14 protein-coding genes and 1 pseudogene are annotated in these 16,395 nt (G+C 71.5%); 8 read left to right on the top strand and 7 right to left on the bottom strand.

The annotated features are described in order from the left end of the window. Positions 1 to 118: 118 nt before the first annotated feature. Positions 119 to 484 carry a c-type cytochrome gene (locus tag HBB12_RS29695; RefSeq protein WP_236993281.1) on the top strand — a complete coding sequence of 122 codons (366 nt, stop codon included), beginning with the start codon at positions 119 to 121 and terminating at the stop codon, positions 482 to 484. A gap of 227 nt (positions 485 to 711) precedes the next feature. Next, positions 712 to 924, top strand: coding sequence for a YgaP family membrane protein (locus HBB12_RS29690; protein WP_236993280.1), 213 nt, complete (start codon positions 712 to 714; stop codon positions 922 to 924). Between the two features lie 646 nt (positions 925 to 1,570). Here HBB12_RS29690 and HBB12_RS29685 read toward each other — a convergent pair. Then, positions 1,571 to 1,798 (bottom strand): hypothetical protein, encoded by a 228-nt coding sequence (locus tag HBB12_RS29685; RefSeq protein WP_236993279.1) that lies wholly within the window; start codon positions 1,796 to 1,798, stop codon positions 1,571 to 1,573. 198 nt (positions 1,799 to 1,996) lie between these two features. Beyond that, positions 1,997 to 2,503, bottom strand: a pseudogene (locus HBB12_RS34335) (methyl-accepting chemotaxis protein); the annotation flags it as partial. Between the two features lie 363 nt (positions 2,504 to 2,866). Between HBB12_RS34335 and HBB12_RS29675 the strand changes: the two are divergent. Next, positions 2,867 to 3,949, top strand: coding sequence for a PAS domain-containing protein (locus HBB12_RS29675; RefSeq protein WP_236993278.1), 1,083 nt, complete (start codon positions 2,867 to 2,869; stop codon positions 3,947 to 3,949). A gap of 29 nt (positions 3,950 to 3,978) precedes the next feature. Here the strand turns inward: HBB12_RS29675 and HBB12_RS29670 are convergent, their stop codons facing one another. Continuing rightward, positions 3,979 to 4,305: a hypothetical protein gene (locus HBB12_RS29670; RefSeq protein WP_236993277.1), complete on the bottom strand. Its 327-nt coding sequence runs from the start codon at positions 4,303 to 4,305 to the stop codon at positions 3,979 to 3,981. 496 nt (positions 4,306 to 4,801) lie between these two features. Here HBB12_RS29670 and HBB12_RS29665 point away from each other — a divergent pair, with 496 nt between their 5' ends. Then, on the top strand, positions 4,802 to 7,021 hold the full coding sequence (locus HBB12_RS29665) for a methyl-accepting chemotaxis protein (protein WP_236993276.1): 2,220 nt from the start codon (positions 4,802 to 4,804) through the stop codon (positions 7,019 to 7,021). A gap of 396 nt (positions 7,022 to 7,417) precedes the next feature. On the opposite strand, the gene HBB12_RS29660 is transcribed toward HBB12_RS29665, so the two are convergent. Genes HBB12_RS29660 through HBB12_RS29650 form a run of 3 tightly spaced genes read right to left on the bottom strand, consistent with a single transcriptional unit; the run spans position 7,418 to position 10,709 of the window. Then, complete coding sequence (locus tag HBB12_RS29660; RefSeq protein ID WP_236993275.1) at positions 7,418 to 7,771, bottom strand: cupin domain-containing protein; 354 nt, start codon at positions 7,769 to 7,771, stop codon at positions 7,418 to 7,420. Positions 7,772 to 7,794: 23 nt separating this feature from the next. Beyond that, a complete protein-coding gene (locus HBB12_RS29655; RefSeq protein ID WP_236993274.1) occupies positions 7,795 to 9,672 on the bottom strand; it encodes a TRAP transporter large permease in 1,878 nt (625 codons plus the stop codon). An 11-nt stretch (positions 9,673 to 9,683) separates the two neighbouring features. Continuing rightward, positions 9,684 to 10,709 (bottom strand): TRAP transporter substrate-binding protein, encoded by a 1,026-nt coding sequence (locus tag HBB12_RS29650; RefSeq protein ID WP_236993273.1) that lies wholly within the window; start codon positions 10,707 to 10,709, stop codon positions 9,684 to 9,686. A gap of 88 nt (positions 10,710 to 10,797) precedes the next feature. Here HBB12_RS29650 and HBB12_RS29645 point away from each other — a divergent pair, with 88 nt between their 5' ends. Next, the gene (locus HBB12_RS29645; protein ID WP_236993272.1) at positions 10,798 to 11,466 is read left to right on the top strand and encodes a GntR family transcriptional regulator; all 669 of its coding nucleotides are present in this window, start codon (positions 10,798 to 10,800) and stop codon (positions 11,464 to 11,466) included. On the opposite strand, the gene HBB12_RS29640 is transcribed toward HBB12_RS29645, so the two are convergent. After that, positions 11,445 to 11,711 carry a hypothetical protein gene (locus tag HBB12_RS29640; RefSeq protein ID WP_236993271.1) on the bottom strand — a complete coding sequence of 89 codons (267 nt, stop codon included), beginning with the start codon at positions 11,709 to 11,711 and terminating at the stop codon, positions 11,445 to 11,447. The two genes, HBB12_RS29645 and HBB12_RS29640, sit on opposite strands and share 22 nt — an antisense overlap. Before the next feature lie 327 nt (positions 11,712 to 12,038). Between HBB12_RS29640 and HBB12_RS29635 the strand changes: the two genes are divergently transcribed. The 3 genes from HBB12_RS29635 to ugpB all read left to right on the top strand — a co-directional run bounded on the left by HBB12_RS29635 (position 12,039) and on the right by ugpB (position 16,384). Continuing rightward, positions 12,039 to 12,530 (top strand): DUF992 domain-containing protein, encoded by a 492-nt coding sequence (locus tag HBB12_RS29635; protein WP_236993270.1) that lies wholly within the window; start codon positions 12,039 to 12,041, stop codon positions 12,528 to 12,530. 98 nt (positions 12,531 to 12,628) lie between these two features. Continuing rightward, positions 12,629 to 14,950 carry a sensor histidine kinase gene (locus HBB12_RS29630; protein ID WP_236993269.1) on the top strand — a complete coding sequence of 774 codons (2,322 nt, stop codon included), beginning with the start codon at positions 12,629 to 12,631 and terminating at the stop codon, positions 14,948 to 14,950. A 111-nt stretch (positions 14,951 to 15,061) separates the two neighbouring features. Next, complete coding sequence (gene ugpB / locus HBB12_RS29625; protein ID WP_236993268.1) at positions 15,062 to 16,384, top strand: sn-glycerol-3-phosphate ABC transporter substrate-binding protein UgpB; 1,323 nt, start codon at positions 15,062 to 15,064, stop codon at positions 16,382 to 16,384. Positions 16,385 to 16,395 lie beyond the last annotated feature (11 nt).

The raw sequence follows: 16,395 nt of genomic DNA, 5'->3' as shown, positions 1-16,395 counted from the left end.
TTGATCTTCCTCAATGTGCGTCCCGCGCCGGGCTGGACTTCTGGGAGTGCTGCAGGCCGCTCCGCGGGCGGACCGGCGGCGATGGGGACGCGGTGGTCGAGACGAGGAGGCGAACGCGATGATCGCAGCGGGCCGTTCCGGTTTTTGCGCCCTCTGGCTGGCGCAGGTCCCCTGGCTTTTCGCGTTCCTCGCCGCCGCACACGACGCGGATGCCGGGCGCGGCCTCGCCTTCGCGCGGGCGCATTGCGCGCATTGCCACGCCGTCGCTCCCCGGGGTGCCGCGTCTCCCTCGGGCAAGGCCCCCACGAGCCCGATGCGGCACGCACCCCCGTTCCGGGACTTGGCCGGACGCATCCCGGTCGACGATCTCGCCGACTTCCTCGTCGAGGGCGTGGCTGTCCGGCATCCCGCCATGCCCGAATTCCGCCTCGCCCCGGACGACGCCTCGGACCTGACTGCCTATCTCAAGTCCCTGAGGCCGTGATCCGTACGCCCGCCGCTTCGCTCCGGTGAGACGGTCGTGTCCGGCATGATGACGATCCGACCTTGATCCATCGCAAGGCGCAATCGATCTCGCCGTCCTATCGACGGTCATGGTTTTTACCTTCGATAGACAAATGAAAAGACCCCATCGAGAGTCTCCGGACATGAATTCCGGAACGAACCTCAGCGTCTCGTCCTGTCGAATCACCCGCGCGATGGATGGCCGCCATGACTGCAAACATCGGAACGATCGACCGTTCGCTTCGGGTCGTCCTCGGCCTGGCGCTGCTGATCTCGGCCTATGATGTCCTATCGGGTATCTGGGTGTGGCTCGCCGCCGCGTTCGGAGCGGTTCTGCTGGCGACGGCCCTCATCGGGACCTGCCCGGCCTATTCCCTGCTCGGCGTCAGCACCTGTTCCGATCGTCTGAGGGGGGCGTGACCGCGGCGCTCTGATCACGCACCGGCTCCGACGGGAGGATCCTTGGCGGCTTCCGCCGATCCGGCTGCTCAGCGTCAGCAGGGACTGTCCCGCAGGCCCCGGGCGATGGAACGGCCGCGCCAGGACGACCTCGCCGAGCGTGAAGAGCGCGATGGTCGCGGCGATGTCCGCCGGGCCGAGGGCCAGCCGTCGTCGCAGCACGAGGAGGGGCGGGAGCGCCTCCGGGATTTGGTCGAGGCCGAAGGCCTGTGCATGAGCCGGCAGCCCGAGCCGGCGCTCGGCGCAGCTGGCGGCGAGGTCCCCGGTGAGCGACGCCGCCGCGAGAGCGAGCCCGGTCGCGGGGCCCCCCCAAGGCGGGGGCGGCGAGCTGCAGTGGCGGCACAGGAGGCCGCAAGCCCGCGATAGGTCTCCCCGGGCCCAAAGAAGGGTCGTCCGTCGGCGACCGTCCGGTCGAGGTCGATGGGCGTCGCGACGCGGTCGCCCAGCAGCGTCCGCGCCAGGATCGGCGCGCCATTCGCGACCGCCAGCAGGATGAGCGGCCTGCCGAGCCGGGCCAGGTCACGCGCAGGGTCATGGTCACGCGCAGGGTCACGGTCACGCGCAGGGTCACGGTCACGCACGGGATCACGCCTGGCGGCGGACCGGCTCATCGAATCCGGTCCCAGGGCTGGGGCATCGTGGGTGAGACCGGGATCTCGGCGGGTGTGCCCGGCGGCACACCGACCGGCTCGTCCTCGCGCGGCAGAACCGGCGAGACCGGGATTCCCGCCGGCTCCGGCACGGGCACTTCCGGCGGTTCGGCCGGCCGGGCCGGAGCCGGATAGGGGTCGGCCGGCGTCGGCCACACTGAGGGATCGCCCGACATCATCGACATGGCCTCCGGCATCGTCCCCGAGCGTGGAGCGCGCCCGGCCGTGCCGCCTTGTCACAGATCAAGCGGCGACGACCGCTGGACCAGCCGTCCCGCGCCGGCCTGCCAGGCAACGGTCCCGCCCGGTCGGCGGGCTCATCCGGCCATGCTACGGGAGGCGTCGCGGACCAGGCGGGCCGCGTCGTCAACCGCCCGGGTCGAGGAGGCCCGCGCGGTCTGGGCCGCGAGGCTCTTCACCTCGGCGGCGACGACCGCGAAACCCTTGCCGGATTCGCCGGCCCGGGCCGCCTCGATGCTGGCGTTCAGCGCCAGCAGGTTGGTCTGGCCGGCGATCTGGTCGATCGTCTCCACGACCTCGCCGATGCGCTGGGCGGCCGCCGCGAGGCCGGTCACCACCGCCGAGGTGGCCTCGGCCTGACCGACGGCCCGCCGCGTCACCTCCAGCGACCGCCCGACCTGCTGGCTGATCGCCCCGACCGACGCGGCGAGTTCCTCGGCCCCCGCGGCGACGCTCTGGGTGTTGCCCGTGGCCTGCTCGGCGGCGCTCGCCGCGGTCACGGCCTGCCGGGAGGTCTGCGAGACCGCAGCCGCGATGCCGTCGAGGTCGCGGTCGATGCCGTGGTGGAGTTCCGCCCGCCGCAGCCGCCGCTCCACGGCCGCCGTGACGTCGACGGCAAACTCGACCACCTTCATCAGGCGGCCGGATGCGTCGATTTGAGTGCAGGACTCCCCAGCAGCATCATCGTCCCCATCCGCGAAACGGGGTCTTCGCCCCTCCCGCCCGCAGATTGCATCCCTGCCGACTGCCGGACCCTGAACGAGGACCCGCAAAAGCAGGCATATGCCGGGATGGTCGACCGGCATTTCCGCTCATTCTCCGGACGCCCGGAACCGGGACCGGCAAATTTGAAAGATTTCCCATCGATGACATGACGTTGCGGCAGGATTGGAGCGGCAGGTACGCCGGTACGCCCTCGCCCAATCCACGATTCGATGCATTTAAGCTTTCCTTAATGGCCCGAATGGCATGAAACCCGCCACTGCGACGCCCGGACGGACAGAGGTGGAGAGATGCCGACGCGTGCCCTGATGCGAGCGCCCCCGACGCAGGCCGCCCCGCACGCCTTCTCCTCGCGCCACTTCCTCAAGCTCATCGAGGATACCGGCAAGGTCGGCTTCTGGTCGTCCGACCTGCATTCCGAGCGGCTGACCGCCTCGCCCGGCCTGTACCGCATCCTGGGGCTCGACCCGGCCACCGAGATGACGTTCGGCTTCGGGCTCGACATGATCCACCCCGACGACCAGGCCGCCCACCGCGACCAGATCGAGGTCCTCCGCTCCGGCCAGGCGGTGAGTCGCGAGTTCCGCATCGTCCGGCCGGACCGGACCCAGCGCTGGATCCTCCACCATGCCGAGGCGATCCTCGGCCCGGACGGCGCCCCCTGCCGCGGCATGGGCGTGGTGTTCGACGTGACGGCCCAGCACGATGCGGCGCGCGCCCTGCTGCAGCGGCACGACCGGCTGAACGCCCTGATCGCCGCCACCGCGTCGGTGTTCTGGGTCAACAAGGCCAACGGCGAGCCGAGCGAGATGCCGCAATGGATGGCGCTCACCGGCCAGACCCACACGCAGATGCAAGGCCTCGGCTGGCTCGACGCCGTCCACCCCGACGACCGCCCCCGGACGCTGGCGGCCTGGACGACGGCGGTGGAGCATACGGCGCCCTACAACACGGATTACCGGGTCCTGTGCGCGGACGGGATCTACCGCTGGTTCAACGCCCGGGGCGCCCCGGTCCTCAACCGCGACGGCTCGGTACGGGAATGGGTCGGGGTCTGCCTCAACGTCCCGGGCCGGACCCGCTACGGCGCCGCCGCGCCCGAGACGCCGCCGGCCCCAGGACCTGCCCCGGCCGGCACCGAGGGACTGACCCCCGGCCAGGTCCGGGCCGCCCGCGGCATGGCGGGCCTGTCGAAGGAGGAGCTGGCGAGGCTCGCCGACGTCTCGATCTCGACCGTCAACCGGCTGGAGGATTCCGGCTCCGTCGTCCGGCCCCGCGCCGACACCGTCCTGGCGGTGCGCCGCGCCCTGGAGAGAACCGGGATCGTCTTCACCTTCGAGCCCGGCGTGAAGCCCGGCCTGCGCGAGGCGTGACGCCACGGGCCCCGGCGATGCGGTGAGCCTCACTCCCGGCGCGCGCTTCCGGGCGGGCCGTGCATCAGGTCGGTATCGATCCACCGCATCACGGTCTGCACGATCTGCGCCGTGGCGAGGGCCGCCTCGCAGAGCCGGCACGAGACGGGGTCTCCGTCCGGCAAGGCGGCGACGACCCGCCGAACGTCGTCCCCGAGGACTTCCAGCGCCTGCGCCAGCGACTCCGACAGGCCGGCGATCTGCACGCGCCGGGAGCCGAGATCGACGCCGGCCCGCGCATCGCGCTCCAGCTGGGCGCAGAGGCGCAGGGCGCCGTCCGGCGTGAGGTGGAGCGGGAGGACCCGAACGTTGGTCATGACGGACCGATCTCCCGGATGGTCGCACCCCGTTCCCCGATCGACGCCGCAACGGCGACCAGGCTCGCCGCGCAGGGGGCGACGCCGATGAGGGCGGCCGGACGGAGAGCCCGAGGTCGCAATGATGGAACCATGACCGTGATCACGAGAACAAGCGGCATGTCGTCGATGGTCGCGAACGGCGATTAAGGAACAACGAATCTTTGCCATTCCTTGTCGTCGTGACGTGACACGATTTCTCGCATTGCCGCTCATCGAACGACGCCGGACGGCGCCGGCTTCCGCGACGATCAAACGCGCATTGATCTGGATCAAACCGCAAAGACAGGAAAAACAACTCACTTGATACATTGGTCTAAAGCCAATTTAAGGACCTGTTAGAGGATCACCTTCGACAGTCTCCGGGCCACACCGGCGACCGGATGACGATCGTCCCCGTCCCGAAGCAGCCGTCCGGGTTGCGTCCGCGGTGTCGCGAGCATCGTCGAGGTCCGCCATGAACCAACCGGCCCGCCCCCCGCGCGGCACGTATCGCTCGATCAAGGTCAAGATCATCGCCGTCTCGGGCATCTGCGTCAGCCTGACCGCCTTCGGCCTGGTCGGCTACGGCCTCTACGCGGCGACGAGCACCGGCGCCCTGGTGGCGGCCTCGACCGAGGAGATCCTCGACCGCAAGAGCAAGGAGAACCTGCAGGCGGTCGCGGCCAACCAGGCGACGACGATCCAGACCAAGCTCGACTTCGCCTTCGCGGCCGCGCGCAACACCGCCGGAGCCCTGGAGGTGATCGGGACCGGCAAGAGGAGCGCGACCCGCGAGGGCCTGCGCCGCCAGCAGCTCAACGACGTCCTGCTCGGGGTCCTGCGGCGGAACAGCGACTTCAACGGCACCTACGCCGCCTGGGAGCCCGACGCCCTCGACGGCGCCGACGACGCCTACATCGACCGGGCCGACATGGGCTCGGACCATACCGGCCGCGCCCTACCCTACTGGACGCGGGGCGCGGACGGAACGGTCGCGCTGCAGCCGCTGGTCGAGTACGACAGCCGCGCCCTGCATCCGAACGGCGTGATGAAGGGCGGCTGGTATCTCGGCCCGAAGGAGACGAGGCGCGAGAGCCTGCTCGCGCCCCTGCCCTACATCGTCCAGGGCAAGCCGGTCGTCCTCGCGACGATCTCGGTGCCGATCCTGTCCGACGGCCGGTTCATGGGCGTGGCCGGCACCGATTTCGACCTCGCCTTCGTCCAGCGCGCCGTCGAGGCGGTGAACGCCTCGCTCTACGAGGCCAAGGGCTCCGTGGCGATCGTCACGCAGGGCGGGCTGGTCGTCGCCTCGAGCCGCCACGCCGCCGGGATCGGGGCGCCGTTGAGCAAGACCGATGCGAGCTGGGAGACCTACGGCGAGGTGCTGCGCGCCGGACGCCGCTTCGTCGGGCACGATGCCGCCTCGGACGAGGTCCGGGTCGTCACCCCGATCACGCTGGGGCGGACCGGCGAGACCTGGTCGGTGCTGATCTCCGTGCCCCGCGCCCTGGTCATGGACGATGCCGCTCGGCTCGGCGCCATGCTGTCGGAGCGCGCGCGCCAGGATCTCCTGTGGCAGCTCGGCGCCGGCGCGGCGGTGGCGCTCCTCGCCCTGGCGATCATGTACGCCTTCTCCGGCAGCATCACCACGCCGATCAAGCGCCTGACCCAGGCCCTGCACGGCATGGCGCAGGGTGAAGTGACGACGGGAATCGCCGGCGCGGATCGGGCCGACGAGATCGGCGACATCGCCCGCGCCGTCGACCGGATCCGGGATCTGACCGAGGAGGACGCGGCGCGGCGCGCCGACCTCGCCGAGGCGGACCGGCAGCGGCTCGAGGCGGAGCGCCGGCGCGCCCTGCACGCGATGGCCCGGGCCTTCGAGGAGGCGGTCGGGGGCATCGTCGGGGCGGTCTCGGCCTCCGCGACCGAGCTCCAGGCCACCGCCGGCGCCATGGCGCAGAATGCCGCGCAGACCGCCGACCGGTCCGGGAGCGCGGCCGGCGCGGTGCGCGAGGCGGCGGCCAATGTCGGCACGGTGGCGGCGGCGGCCGAGGAACTCGGCGGCTCGGTGCAGGAGATCGGCCGCCAGGCGGGCGGCTCGGCGAACCTCGCCCGGGACGCCGCCGAGGAGGCCGCCCGGACCGAGAGCCTGGTGCGCGAGTTGAGCGGCATCGCCGCCCGGGTCGGCGACGTCGTCGGGATGATCGGCACGATCGCCGGCCAGACCAACCTGCTGGCCTTGAACGCCACGATCGAGGCGGCGCGGGCCGGCGAGGCGGGGCGCGGCTTCGCGGTCGTCGCCGCCGAGGTCAAGGAACTCGCCAACCAGACCACCCGGGCGACGGAGGAGATCGGCGGCCAGATCGGCCGGATCCAGGGCGCGACCGGCCAGGCGGTGACCGCGATCGGCGGCATCGCGGCCCGGATCCAGGAGATGAGCCGGGTCGCCACGGCGATCGCCGCGGCGGTCGAGGAGCAGGGCGCGGCGACGCAGGAGATCGTGCGCAACGTCAGCCAGGCCGCGGCCGGGACGAGCGCGGTGACCGCCCACGTCACCGGCGTGGCCGGCGCCGCCGAGGAGACCGGCGCCGCCGCGTCCCAGGTCCTGACCGCGGCGACCGAGCTGTCGCGCCAATCCGAGCAACTCGGCGCCGAGGTGGACCGCTTCCTCGCCACGGTCCGGGCGGCATGAAACCCGCCGGACCGGTTGTCCCACCCTCGACCTCATCCTGAGGTGAGAGCGAAGCGAACCTCGAAGGAGGGCTCCAGAAATCGCGGAGCCGTCTGGAGGCCTCCTTCGAGGCTCCCTACGGTCGAATGCGATCTTCGATCGCCAGCGCCTCAGGATGAGGTGGGAGGGTGGGGCGGCCTCATCTGCACCAATTCTTGGATGCAAAATCTTGCTCGAACAAACTCTAATGATGAGGCGGCGGACCGTGTTGATAATTTATATCCATTAACCGTCAACTATAGCTTCGCAATACTATGATAAAAATGACGATATTTATGCCAATCTATTAAAATATCTTCCAGCTTTTCAAAATCATGCCGCGATCGGCAAAGGCGGACATGCCTATGAACGCTCCTATCACTGACCGTTCTCCGGGACGAAATCCTCCCGCATCGGCGTGAACACGTCGGTCAATGCGCCGGCCTCGACCGCGACGGCGGAGTGGACGGCGCCCGAGGGAACGAGGAAGGTGTCGCCGGCCACGAGCCGCGCGGTCTCGCCTGCGATGGTGATGTCGAACACGCCCCGCTCCACCAGCGTGCATTGCACGTGCGGGTGGGAGTGGGCCGGGCCGACCGCGCCGGCCTCGAAGGCGACCCGCACCAGCATCACGCCCGCATCGTAGGCCAGCACCTGCCGGCGCACGCCCTCCCCGGCCGGCTCCCAGGCGATCTCCGCGCCCCGGGTGAAGACCTGTCCGCACCGTTCCATCCGGTCCTCCGTCACGACGCCCGTCACTTCACGAAGCCCATGCTGCGAGGCAGCCACAGGGTGATCTCCGGCACGAGGGCGATCAGCACCAGGCAGGCGAGGAGCAGGAGCAGATACTTGCCGATCGGCCGCACCGTCTCCTCCAGCGAGACGCCGCCGACCGCGCAGGCGGTGTAGAGGCCGAGGCCCAGCGGCGGCGCGAACAGGCCGAGCCCCATCGCGATGATGAGCACGATGCCGTAATGCAGGGGCGCGATGCCGAAGCCCTGCGCCACCGGCAGGAGCAGCGGCCCGAAGATGATCAGCGCCGGCGCGCCCTCGAGCGCCGCCCCCATGACCACGAGCAGCGCGATCGACACCAGCAGGAAGATCCAGGCGCCGCCGCCGTGGCTGAGCGCGATCATCGCCTCGGCGAGCGCGTGCGGGACCTGGTTGATGGTGAGCGAGAACGCGATGGTCTGCGAGGCCGCGACCACGAACAGGATCATGCCGGCGAGCGTCGCCGAGCGCACGAACAGGTCGGCGAGCGCCCGCAGGCCGAGTTCGCGGAAGCACAGGATGCCGACCACGATCGCGTAGACCACCGCGAAGGCGCCGATCTCGGTCGCGGTGGCGAAGCCCGAGCGGTAGCCGCCGAAGATGATGACGATCACCCCGAGGCTGACCGCGCTCGACCACAGCAGGTGGCGCAGGCCGTGATGCGAGCGCTCGACCGGAGCCGGGCGGGCGCGGGCCGAGAACACCACCACCCCGGCGACGAGGGCGGCGGCCATCAGCAGGGCCGGCAGGATGCCGGCCGCGAAAAGCCCGCCGATCGAGATGTTCGCCACGTAGCCGAGGATGATGAGGTTGATGCAGGGCGGGATCGTCTCGGCCATGATGGCGCTGGCGGCGAGCAGCGCCACGCCCTCGCGCGGGTCCTGGCCGGAGCGGCGCATCGCCGGCACCGTCACGGTGCCGACCGCGGTCACGTCGGCGAGCTTCGAGCCGGAGATGCCGGAAAACAGCACCATGGCGAGGATCGTCACGATGCCGAGGCCGCCCCGCCGCTCGCCGATGGCCCGGCGCAGCAATTCGATCAGCCGCACCGACATCCCGTTCACCTCCATGGCGAGGCCGGTGAGGACGAAGAACGGGATCGCCAGCAGCACGAAGTTGTCGATGCCGCTCGACGCCTGCTGGGCGAAGACCGCCGGGTCGATGCCGCCGTCGGAGACGAGGAACACCAGCGCGCCGACCGAGAGCGCGAAGGCGATCGGGATGCCCGAGCCCAGGGCCACGGCGAAGGCGAGGAGCAGGAGCGCGAGCGGGCTCGGCGCCGCATCGGGCAGGAGGATCGTCCAGCCCGCGACGAGGCCCGCGAGCCCCGCGAGCGCCAGCGCGGCCATGCCGACGTCGCGCCCGCGGAGGTCCGCGAGCCGCGCGGCGATGAACACCGCCATGCAGGCCCCGCCGACCACCAGCGGATAGATGAACAGGTTCTGCGGCAGGCCGAACGGCGTCACTTGCGTCGCCGCGGTCGCCGCGTAGGACAGGGCGCAAGCCGCGAGCGCCAGGACGACGCCGAGTTCGACGAGGAGGCCGGCCGCCTCCATCACGGCGCCGACCGCCGGCGGCACCGCGTCGCGCAGGATGCGGATGCCGACATGGCGCCCATGCGCCACCGCCGCCGCGCCGCCCAGGAACGCCACGACGATGAGCAGCATGCGGGCGACCTCGTCGGCCCATTCGAGCGAATCGCCGGTGGCGAAGCGCCACAGCACGGCGGCGGCCACGACCCCGAGGTCGGCGAGCAGCGCCAGGGCCGCCAGTGCCTGCACGGCGCGCAGGAGGCTCGCGACGATCGCGGCGGGCAGGGACGCGCGGGCCGGAAGGGCGGCCGCGCCGGTCTCGACGACCATGGGCGGGTTCCTCAGGCCTGGGTGATCGCCGCCAGGATCGGCTTCGTCGCCGGGTAGGCCTTGGCGAACTCGTCCCAGAGCGGCGTCACCAGGGCACGGAAGGCGGTGCGGTCGCAGTCGTGGATGCCGACGCCGTTGCCCTTCAGGGTCGCCAGCGCCCGCGCCTCGATCGCGGCGGCCTGGCCGCGCTGGAACGCGGTCGCCTCCGCGGCGGCGGAGAGGAAGGCGTCGCGATGCGCCGCCGGAACCTTGGCGAAGGCCCGGTTGCCGATGACGATCGTCTGCGGGTTGCAGATGTGCCGGGTGAGCGTGACGTGTTTGGCCACCTCGTAGGCCTTGATGGCGAGGATCGTCGGCGCGTCGTGCTCCATCCCGTCGATCACCCCGGTCTGGAGCGCGGTGTAGACCTCGCCGAGGGACATGGGGGTCGGCGAGGCGCCCATGGCGCGCAAGGTGGCGACGAAGTTCGCCACCGGCAGCACCCGGATCTTCTTCCCCTTCATCGCCGCCGGGGTCTCGGCGGCCTCGCGCGCCGTGACGTTGCGGCCGCCCAAGCTGTAGCCCCAGCTCAGCACCTTCACGCCGATCCGGTCGGAGAAGATCCGGTCGAGCTGCTGGCCCGCCGGCCCGTCGAGGATCGGCCCGGCGCTCTCCATGGTCGGGAAGAGGTAGCCGAGATCGAGGACGCCGATCTCCGGCGCCAGCGTCGACCAGATCGAGGAGCCGGAGATCATCATGTCGACGACGCCGAGCTTCACCGAGCCGACGACGTCCGATTCCTTGCCGAGCTGGTTGTCGGGAAAGTAGCGCACCTGCACGGCGTCGCCGGTCTTGGCCTTCAGGCTCGCGGCGAAGCGGTCGTACCAGAGCCAGTGGGCCGAGTTCGGATCGGCGGGCAGCGAGGAGGAGAGCCGCAGGGTGACCGGCGCGGCCCTGGCAGGGCCGGCCCGCAGCAGGGCGGCGGCCGGGAGCGCGCCGAGGCCGAGCGCGACGGTGCGGCGGGTGAGGCGACCTGGAAAGGGGAGACTCGGGGTCATGTTATCCTCCCTTCAGCCGGCGCCCTTCTGGTGGGGCGTCCGACTTGTATGGTAGTGTATGCATATCGCGCGGAGGCTGTGAAGCGGAATGATCGAGGTGACGACGGGCTCGGCGGCGGAGCGGGTGGAGGCGTCGCTGCGGCGCTCGATCATCGCGCTCGACGTGCTGCCGGGCACGCGGCTGTCGGAGCAGGAGATCGCCGCCCGCCACGGCGTCTCGCGCCAGCCGGTGCGCGAGGCGTTCATCGGACTCTCCCGCACCCGCCTGGTGGAGGTGCGCCCGCAGCGCGGGACGGTGGTGACCAAGATCTCGGTCTCGCAGCTGATGCAGGCGCGCTTCGTGCGCGAGGCGATCGAGATCGCGGTGGTGCGGCGCGCCTGCGAGACCTTCGATCCGACGAGCCGGCGGCGGATCGACGACCTCCTGGCGCTGCAGGAGGAGCGGGCGGCGGCGGGCGACCATGCGGGATTCCAGCGCGCCGATTCGCTGTTCCACGCGGCGCTCGCCGAGGGGGCGGGCTGCGCGCTCGCCTGGGAGGCGGTGCAGGACGTGAAGGCGCATCTCGACCGCGCCTGCCAGCTTACGCTCGCCGACGCCGCCGCGATGCTGCCCCTGGTGGAGCAGCACCGCGCGATCCTCGCCGGCATCGACGCCCGCGCCCCGGAGGAGGCCGAGGCGGCGCTGCGCCACCACCTGTGGGAGATCGTGCGCGCCCTGCCGCGGGCCGAGGCGCGCTACCCGGATCTGTTCGAGTAGGCGGCGCCCTCGGCCCGCGGCCGGTCGAGCGCCGCCTCGGTCCCGAGGAGCGCCGCGAGTTCGCGCGCTGACTTGGCGGCGGCCGCGGCGCAGCGCATCGCGCAGCGATAGCCGGCGAGGTCGTTCTCGGTCAGCCGCTCGGCGGCGGCCGCGAAGAACATGGCCGCCAGTTCCATGCATTCGGCCGCGCAATGCCGGATCATCTCCGGCGTCCCGTGCGCGGGGCCGGCCGCTGGCTCGTCCATCGCTCTCCCATCCGGCACGCGGTCCGGCGCCCGCACCGGGCAAGTCCGTCGGGCGGGGTGATCTGGCCCGCCGCGCCGCGCCGGGCAAGCCCGCGCGACGACGCGGGCATCGATGCCGCGAGCCGGGACCGGCCGCGGCCTCTCCTCGGACAATGCATCGCGCTCCACTCGGAAGAGTCTCTCTGTCGTTCACGTCCGCGCACGCAACATTCGACGGAATAGTCGTGAAACCGAACCGACGTAGTGAACGCCCCGCTTCAGTCCGGGGCCGATGACGGCGCAAGACGCCATGAAGAGTCGAGCCCGGCACCCGCAGGATCCACGTCCATGAACGCCATCGCCATCGCCGTCACGGCTGCCGTCGTCGCCGGCAGCGCGGCTTTTGCCCATGGCAGCCGGCCGGCGCCGCCGCAGAAACGGGCCGGCACGCTGACCTGCACCACGCGGGCGACGGCCGGCCTCGTCTTCGGCCTGACGCCGGTCGCCGATTGCACCTTCGTGGCGAGCCGCGGCGGGTTCCGGCAATCCTACGTCGCCCTGTTCTCCCCCGCCCATCGCGTCCGCGACACGTCGGTGCCGGAGACGATCCGGTGGGACGTGATCACGAAGGACGGCTTCAGCCGCCCGGGCATGCTCGGCGGCGCCTTCGACACCCTGACGGACCGGCCCGAGATCAGCCGCCTCTCGGGCGCGACGGCCTCCCGGGGCGGGCCCGTCACCCTGAGGCTCGTCGGTCATTCGGGGCAGCGGATCGCGAACTTCGCGCTCGGCACTCCGCGGGTCGGCTTCGCGGCGGCGACGGACGTTCTGGTGCGGTGAGCCTCGCGGCACGCGTGATCGCAACGGCCTGCTGGACAACGAACGACCGGTTTTGCCAGAGTTGCGCCCCCTCCTCCCGCCACGAGCCTCGTTCCAGGGTGCGCCTCCTCCGATCTTACGGCGTCGCCCGCCGGGTGTTCATCGTCGGCGCCATTCCGGTCGTCGTCGCGATGGTCATCGCCGTGGCGGCCTGGCTGCTCCTGATCGAGGCGGAGCGGGCGCGCGACGGGGCGGTTCTGTCGAGCGAGACGGTCCACACCTTCACGCTCCTCAACAAGGCCCGCGACGACTATGTGGGCCGGCCGGCGGGCGCCGGGGCGGCGGCGCGCGACCGCTTCGCGGCGCTGGCGGCGAAGGCCGCGAGCCAGCTCGGCCAGCTCGAAGGGGTCGCCCGGATGCAGGACCAGGCGGCGCTGATCGGCACCGTCCGGCAGGACCTCGCCGCCCAGGTCGACGAGATGCGCCGGCTGGCGCAGCTGGAGGGCGAGATCGAGATCGCCGCGGCGGGCATCGCGCGGCGGGCCGACCGGCTCGTGGCGCTGACCGACACCGAGCGCCGCCGGCAGCAGGACGAGAATGCGCGCCTGGTCGCGGTCCTCACCGCCCGGGACGACGCGCTCGAGCGCAACCAGCGGGTCGTCAGCGCGCTGCGCGACCTGCGCGAGGCGATCTCGGCGGTCGAGCTCAACAAGACCCGGATCGGCCAGCCCGTGTTCCAGATCGAGTTCGACGAGCTCGCCGCCGACATCCGGCTCCTCGACGAGACGGGGACGCGGCTGACCGCCGTCCTCGCCGGCCAGCCCGAGGCCGGCCAGCTGACCGCGCTGCTGCGCTCCTACCGGGCGCGGAGTCAGAGCGACGCCGGCTTGAACCGCGTCATCGCCGAAGGGTTCGAGCTGACCCGGGCGACGCAGTCGGGCCACGCCCTGATCGCCTGGTGCGACCGGCTGATCCGCGAGACCGTCGACGCGCAGCGGCGGCTCCAGGCCGAGGTCGCCGCCTTGATCCGGCATTCGGTGACGTCGAACGAGGCGGAACTCGCGACGCAAGGGATCACGCTCGCGGCGTTGCGGCTCGCGCAGCAATCCGCCTCCGCCCTCGACCGCCGCAGCGCCGAGGAGGCGGCCGCCGTCGTGGCCGAGGGCGCGGAGCTTGCCGGCCGCGCCGAGGGCCTGACGGCGGCCTCGCCCCTCCCGGGCGACATGGCGACGGCGATCCGGGGCTGGCGCGCCCAGCTCGCCGCCACGGTCGATCGGGTGCGGGAGCAGCAGGCGGCGATCGCCGCGATGAACGGCGGTGACGCGAGGCTCGGCGCGAATGCGCAGGCGCTCAACCGCGCCTTCGTCGACGATGCCGACCGCGTCGGCGCCGCGATCCGCCGGCTGCTGCTCGCCGGCGCGGCGGGGGCTCTGTTCCTCGGCACGGTCGCGGTGGTCAGCGTCGCGCGCTCGATCACGCGGCCTTTGCGCCTGCTCACCCGCAACGTGCTGCGGGCGACGACGGATCCGGGCATCGTGCGGGTCGGCCTCGCCTCCCGGCGCGACGAGCTCGGCGACATCGCCCGCGCCTCCGACACGTTCCTCGCTGAATTGCGGCGGCGGGAGGAGGGCTGGCGGGAGGCCGCGCAGCGCGCCGACGCGGCGCTCGCGACCCTGCGCCAGGCCCAGGACGACCTCGTGCGCTCCGAGAAGCTGGCCTCGCTAGGCCAGCTGGTGGCGGGCGTCTCGCACGAGATCAGCACGCCGCTCGGGATCGCGCTCACCACCTCGACCCAGGTCCAGAGCGAGTCGACGGCCTTCGAGGCCCTGGTCAACGAGAACCGGCTCTCGCGCTCGCGCCTGACGCAGCACGCCGCCCGGATGCGGGAGGGCGCGCAGCTGATGACCCAGAACCTGATGCGGGCCTCCGATCTGCTCTACAGCTTCAAGCAGGTCGCCTCCGACCAGGTCTTCGAGGAGCGGCGCGTGATCGATCTCGGGGCGTGGATCGAGGAGCTGCTGCGCAGCCTGCGCGCGCTGGCGCGGCCGGGCCGGCACGAGATCGCGGCGGACTGCCCGGAGGCCTTGAGCCTCGACACCTATCCGGGGGTGCTCGCCCAGGTGCTGACCAACGCGGTCAAGAACGCGATCGACCACGGCGCACGCGAGGGCCGCCCCCTGAGGGTCGTCGTTGCGGCGCGAGCCGAGCCGACGCGGGTGCTCGTCGAGATCAGCGACGATGGGGCGGGCATCGAGCCCCGGCACCTCGACCGCGTCTTCGACCCGTTCTTCACCACCGCGCGCGCCCGCGGCGGGACCGGTCTCGGCCTGCACATCATCCACAACCTGGTCGCGCATCGGCTGCACGGCAGCGTCGAGATCGGCAGCGTCGTCGGGCAGGGCACGTCCTTGCGCCTGCTGCTGCCGCGGCAGCTCGGATAGAGCGCTTCACGATCGCGCTGCAATCGCGAAGCGCTCTCGGTCTTTGTCTGCCACATTTTCTTCGACGAACGGTATTCACTTCGTCGGAAAATGCCCTGGGGAGGACGGCCCATGTTTACAGGACGCGTGATCGCGCGCCTCCTCGCCTGCTTTCTGGCGTTGTCGCCGGTCGCGGCCCGTGCCGTGACCGAGCTTCAGCTCTGGCACTCGCTCGACGGGGCGAACGGCGCCCTGGTGGCGCGCATCGCCGAGGAGTTCAACGCCTCGCAGAGCGGCTACCGGGTCGTCACGATCTACAAGGGGCCCTATGCCGAGACGATCAACGGCGGCATCGCGGCCTATCGCGCCGGGGCCGCGCCGCACATCCTGCAGGTCTTCGAAGTCGGCAACGGCACCATGGCAGCGGCGATCGGCGCGGTGAAGCCGGTCTCGGAGGTGATGGCCGCCGCCGGGCGGACGATCGCGCCGGACGCCTTCCTGCCGGTGATCGCCACGAACTACCTCGCCCGCGACGGCAGCATGCTGTCGCTGCCCTTCAACATCTCCGCCATGGTGATGTGGATCAACCTCGACCGCTACGAGGGCGCCGGGCTGGATCCCCACCACCTGCCCGAGACCTGGCCGCAGGTCTTCGAGGCCGCCCGCGCCCTGCAGCGTGCCGAGCCGTCCCGCTGCGCGCTCTCGACCGCCTGGCCCACCTGGGCGCATATCGAGCAGTTGTCGGCCTGGCACGGTAGACCGATCGCGACCCGGTCCAACGGGCTCGACGGTTTCGATGTCGAACTCGTCTTCAACAAGCCGTTCCAGGTCCGGCACCTGCAGAATATCGTCGATCTGTCCCGGGAGGGGGCGTTCCGCTACGCGGGCCGGACCAATCGCGGCGAGGCGCTGTTCGCATCGGGCGAGTGCGCCCTCTTCCTCACCTCGTCGAGCCTGTACGGGACGATCGCCGCGCAGGACCGGTTCCGGTGGACGATCCGGCCGATGCCGTATTACCCCGACGTGGTCGACACGCCCCGGAACGCCGTCCTGGGCGGCGGCTCGCTCTACGTCATGCAGGGCAAGACGACGCAGGACTACGAGGGCGTCGCCGCCTTCCTCGACTTCGTGCTGAGCTTCCCGGCGCAGGCGCTCCTCTACCGCAACACCGGCTACGTACCGGTGACGAAGGCCGCCCTCGCCGACGCGGAGGCGTCCGGCTTCTACGCCCGCCACCCGATGCTCCGGGTCGCCGTCGACGCGATCACGCGCCACCCGCCGACCCGCGACACGGCCGGCATCCGGCTCGGCAACATGCTGCAGATCCGCGACCTCTGGGCCGAGGAGATCGAGGCGGCGCTCGCCGGCACCAAGACGCCGCAGCACGCCCTCGACGACGCGGTGGCCCGCGGCGACGCGGTGTTGCGCCTCTTCCAGCGCCGGACCGCGCGGTGAGGGCTGTCGAC

The organism is Methylobacterium sp. SyP6R, assembly GCF_019216885.1.
Classification (GTDB): domain Bacteria; phylum Pseudomonadota; class Alphaproteobacteria; order Rhizobiales; family Beijerinckiaceae; genus Methylobacterium.
Note: the sequence above shows the minus strand (reverse complement) of the source record. Positions and strands in the feature narration are given on the sequence as shown.

Excerpts from the sequence above, each read along its gene's own strand:
- HBB12_RS29675 (WP_236993278.1), top strand. The coding sequence starts at position 2,867 with ATGCCGACGCGTGCCCTGATGCGAGCGCCCCCGACGCAGGCCGCCCCG.
- ugpB (WP_236993268.1), top strand. The coding sequence starts at position 15,062 with ATGTTTACAGGACGCGTGATCGCGCGCCTCCTCGCCTGCTTTCTGGCG.
- HBB12_RS29665 (WP_236993276.1), top strand. The coding sequence starts at position 4,802 with ATGAACCAACCGGCCCGCCCCCCGCGCGGCACGTATCGCTCGATCAAG.
- HBB12_RS29695 (WP_236993281.1), top strand. The coding sequence starts at position 119 with ATGATCGCAGCGGGCCGTTCCGGTTTTTGCGCCCTCTGGCTGGCGCAG.
- HBB12_RS29685 (WP_236993279.1), bottom strand. The coding sequence starts at position 1,798 with ATGTCGATGATGTCGGGCGATCCCTCAGTGTGGCCGACGCCGGCCGAC.
- HBB12_RS29645 (WP_236993272.1), top strand. The coding sequence starts at position 10,798 with ATGATCGAGGTGACGACGGGCTCGGCGGCGGAGCGGGTGGAGGCGTCG.
- HBB12_RS29650 (WP_236993273.1), bottom strand. The coding sequence starts at position 10,709 with ATGACCCCGAGTCTCCCCTTTCCAGGTCGCCTCACCCGCCGCACCGTC.
- HBB12_RS29640 (WP_236993271.1), bottom strand. The coding sequence starts at position 11,711 with ATGGACGAGCCAGCGGCCGGCCCCGCGCACGGGACGCCGGAGATGATC.
- HBB12_RS29690 (WP_236993280.1), top strand. The coding sequence starts at position 712 with ATGACTGCAAACATCGGAACGATCGACCGTTCGCTTCGGGTCGTCCTC.
- HBB12_RS29660 (WP_236993275.1), bottom strand. The coding sequence starts at position 7,771 with ATGGAACGGTGCGGACAGGTCTTCACCCGGGGCGCGGAGATCGCCTGG.
- HBB12_RS29655 (WP_236993274.1), bottom strand. The coding sequence starts at position 9,672 with ATGGTCGTCGAGACCGGCGCGGCCGCCCTTCCGGCCCGCGCGTCCCTG.
- HBB12_RS29635 (WP_236993270.1), top strand. The coding sequence starts at position 12,039 with ATGAACGCCATCGCCATCGCCGTCACGGCTGCCGTCGTCGCCGGCAGC.
- HBB12_RS29670 (WP_236993277.1), bottom strand. The coding sequence starts at position 4,305 with ATGACCAACGTTCGGGTCCTCCCGCTCCACCTCACGCCGGACGGCGCC.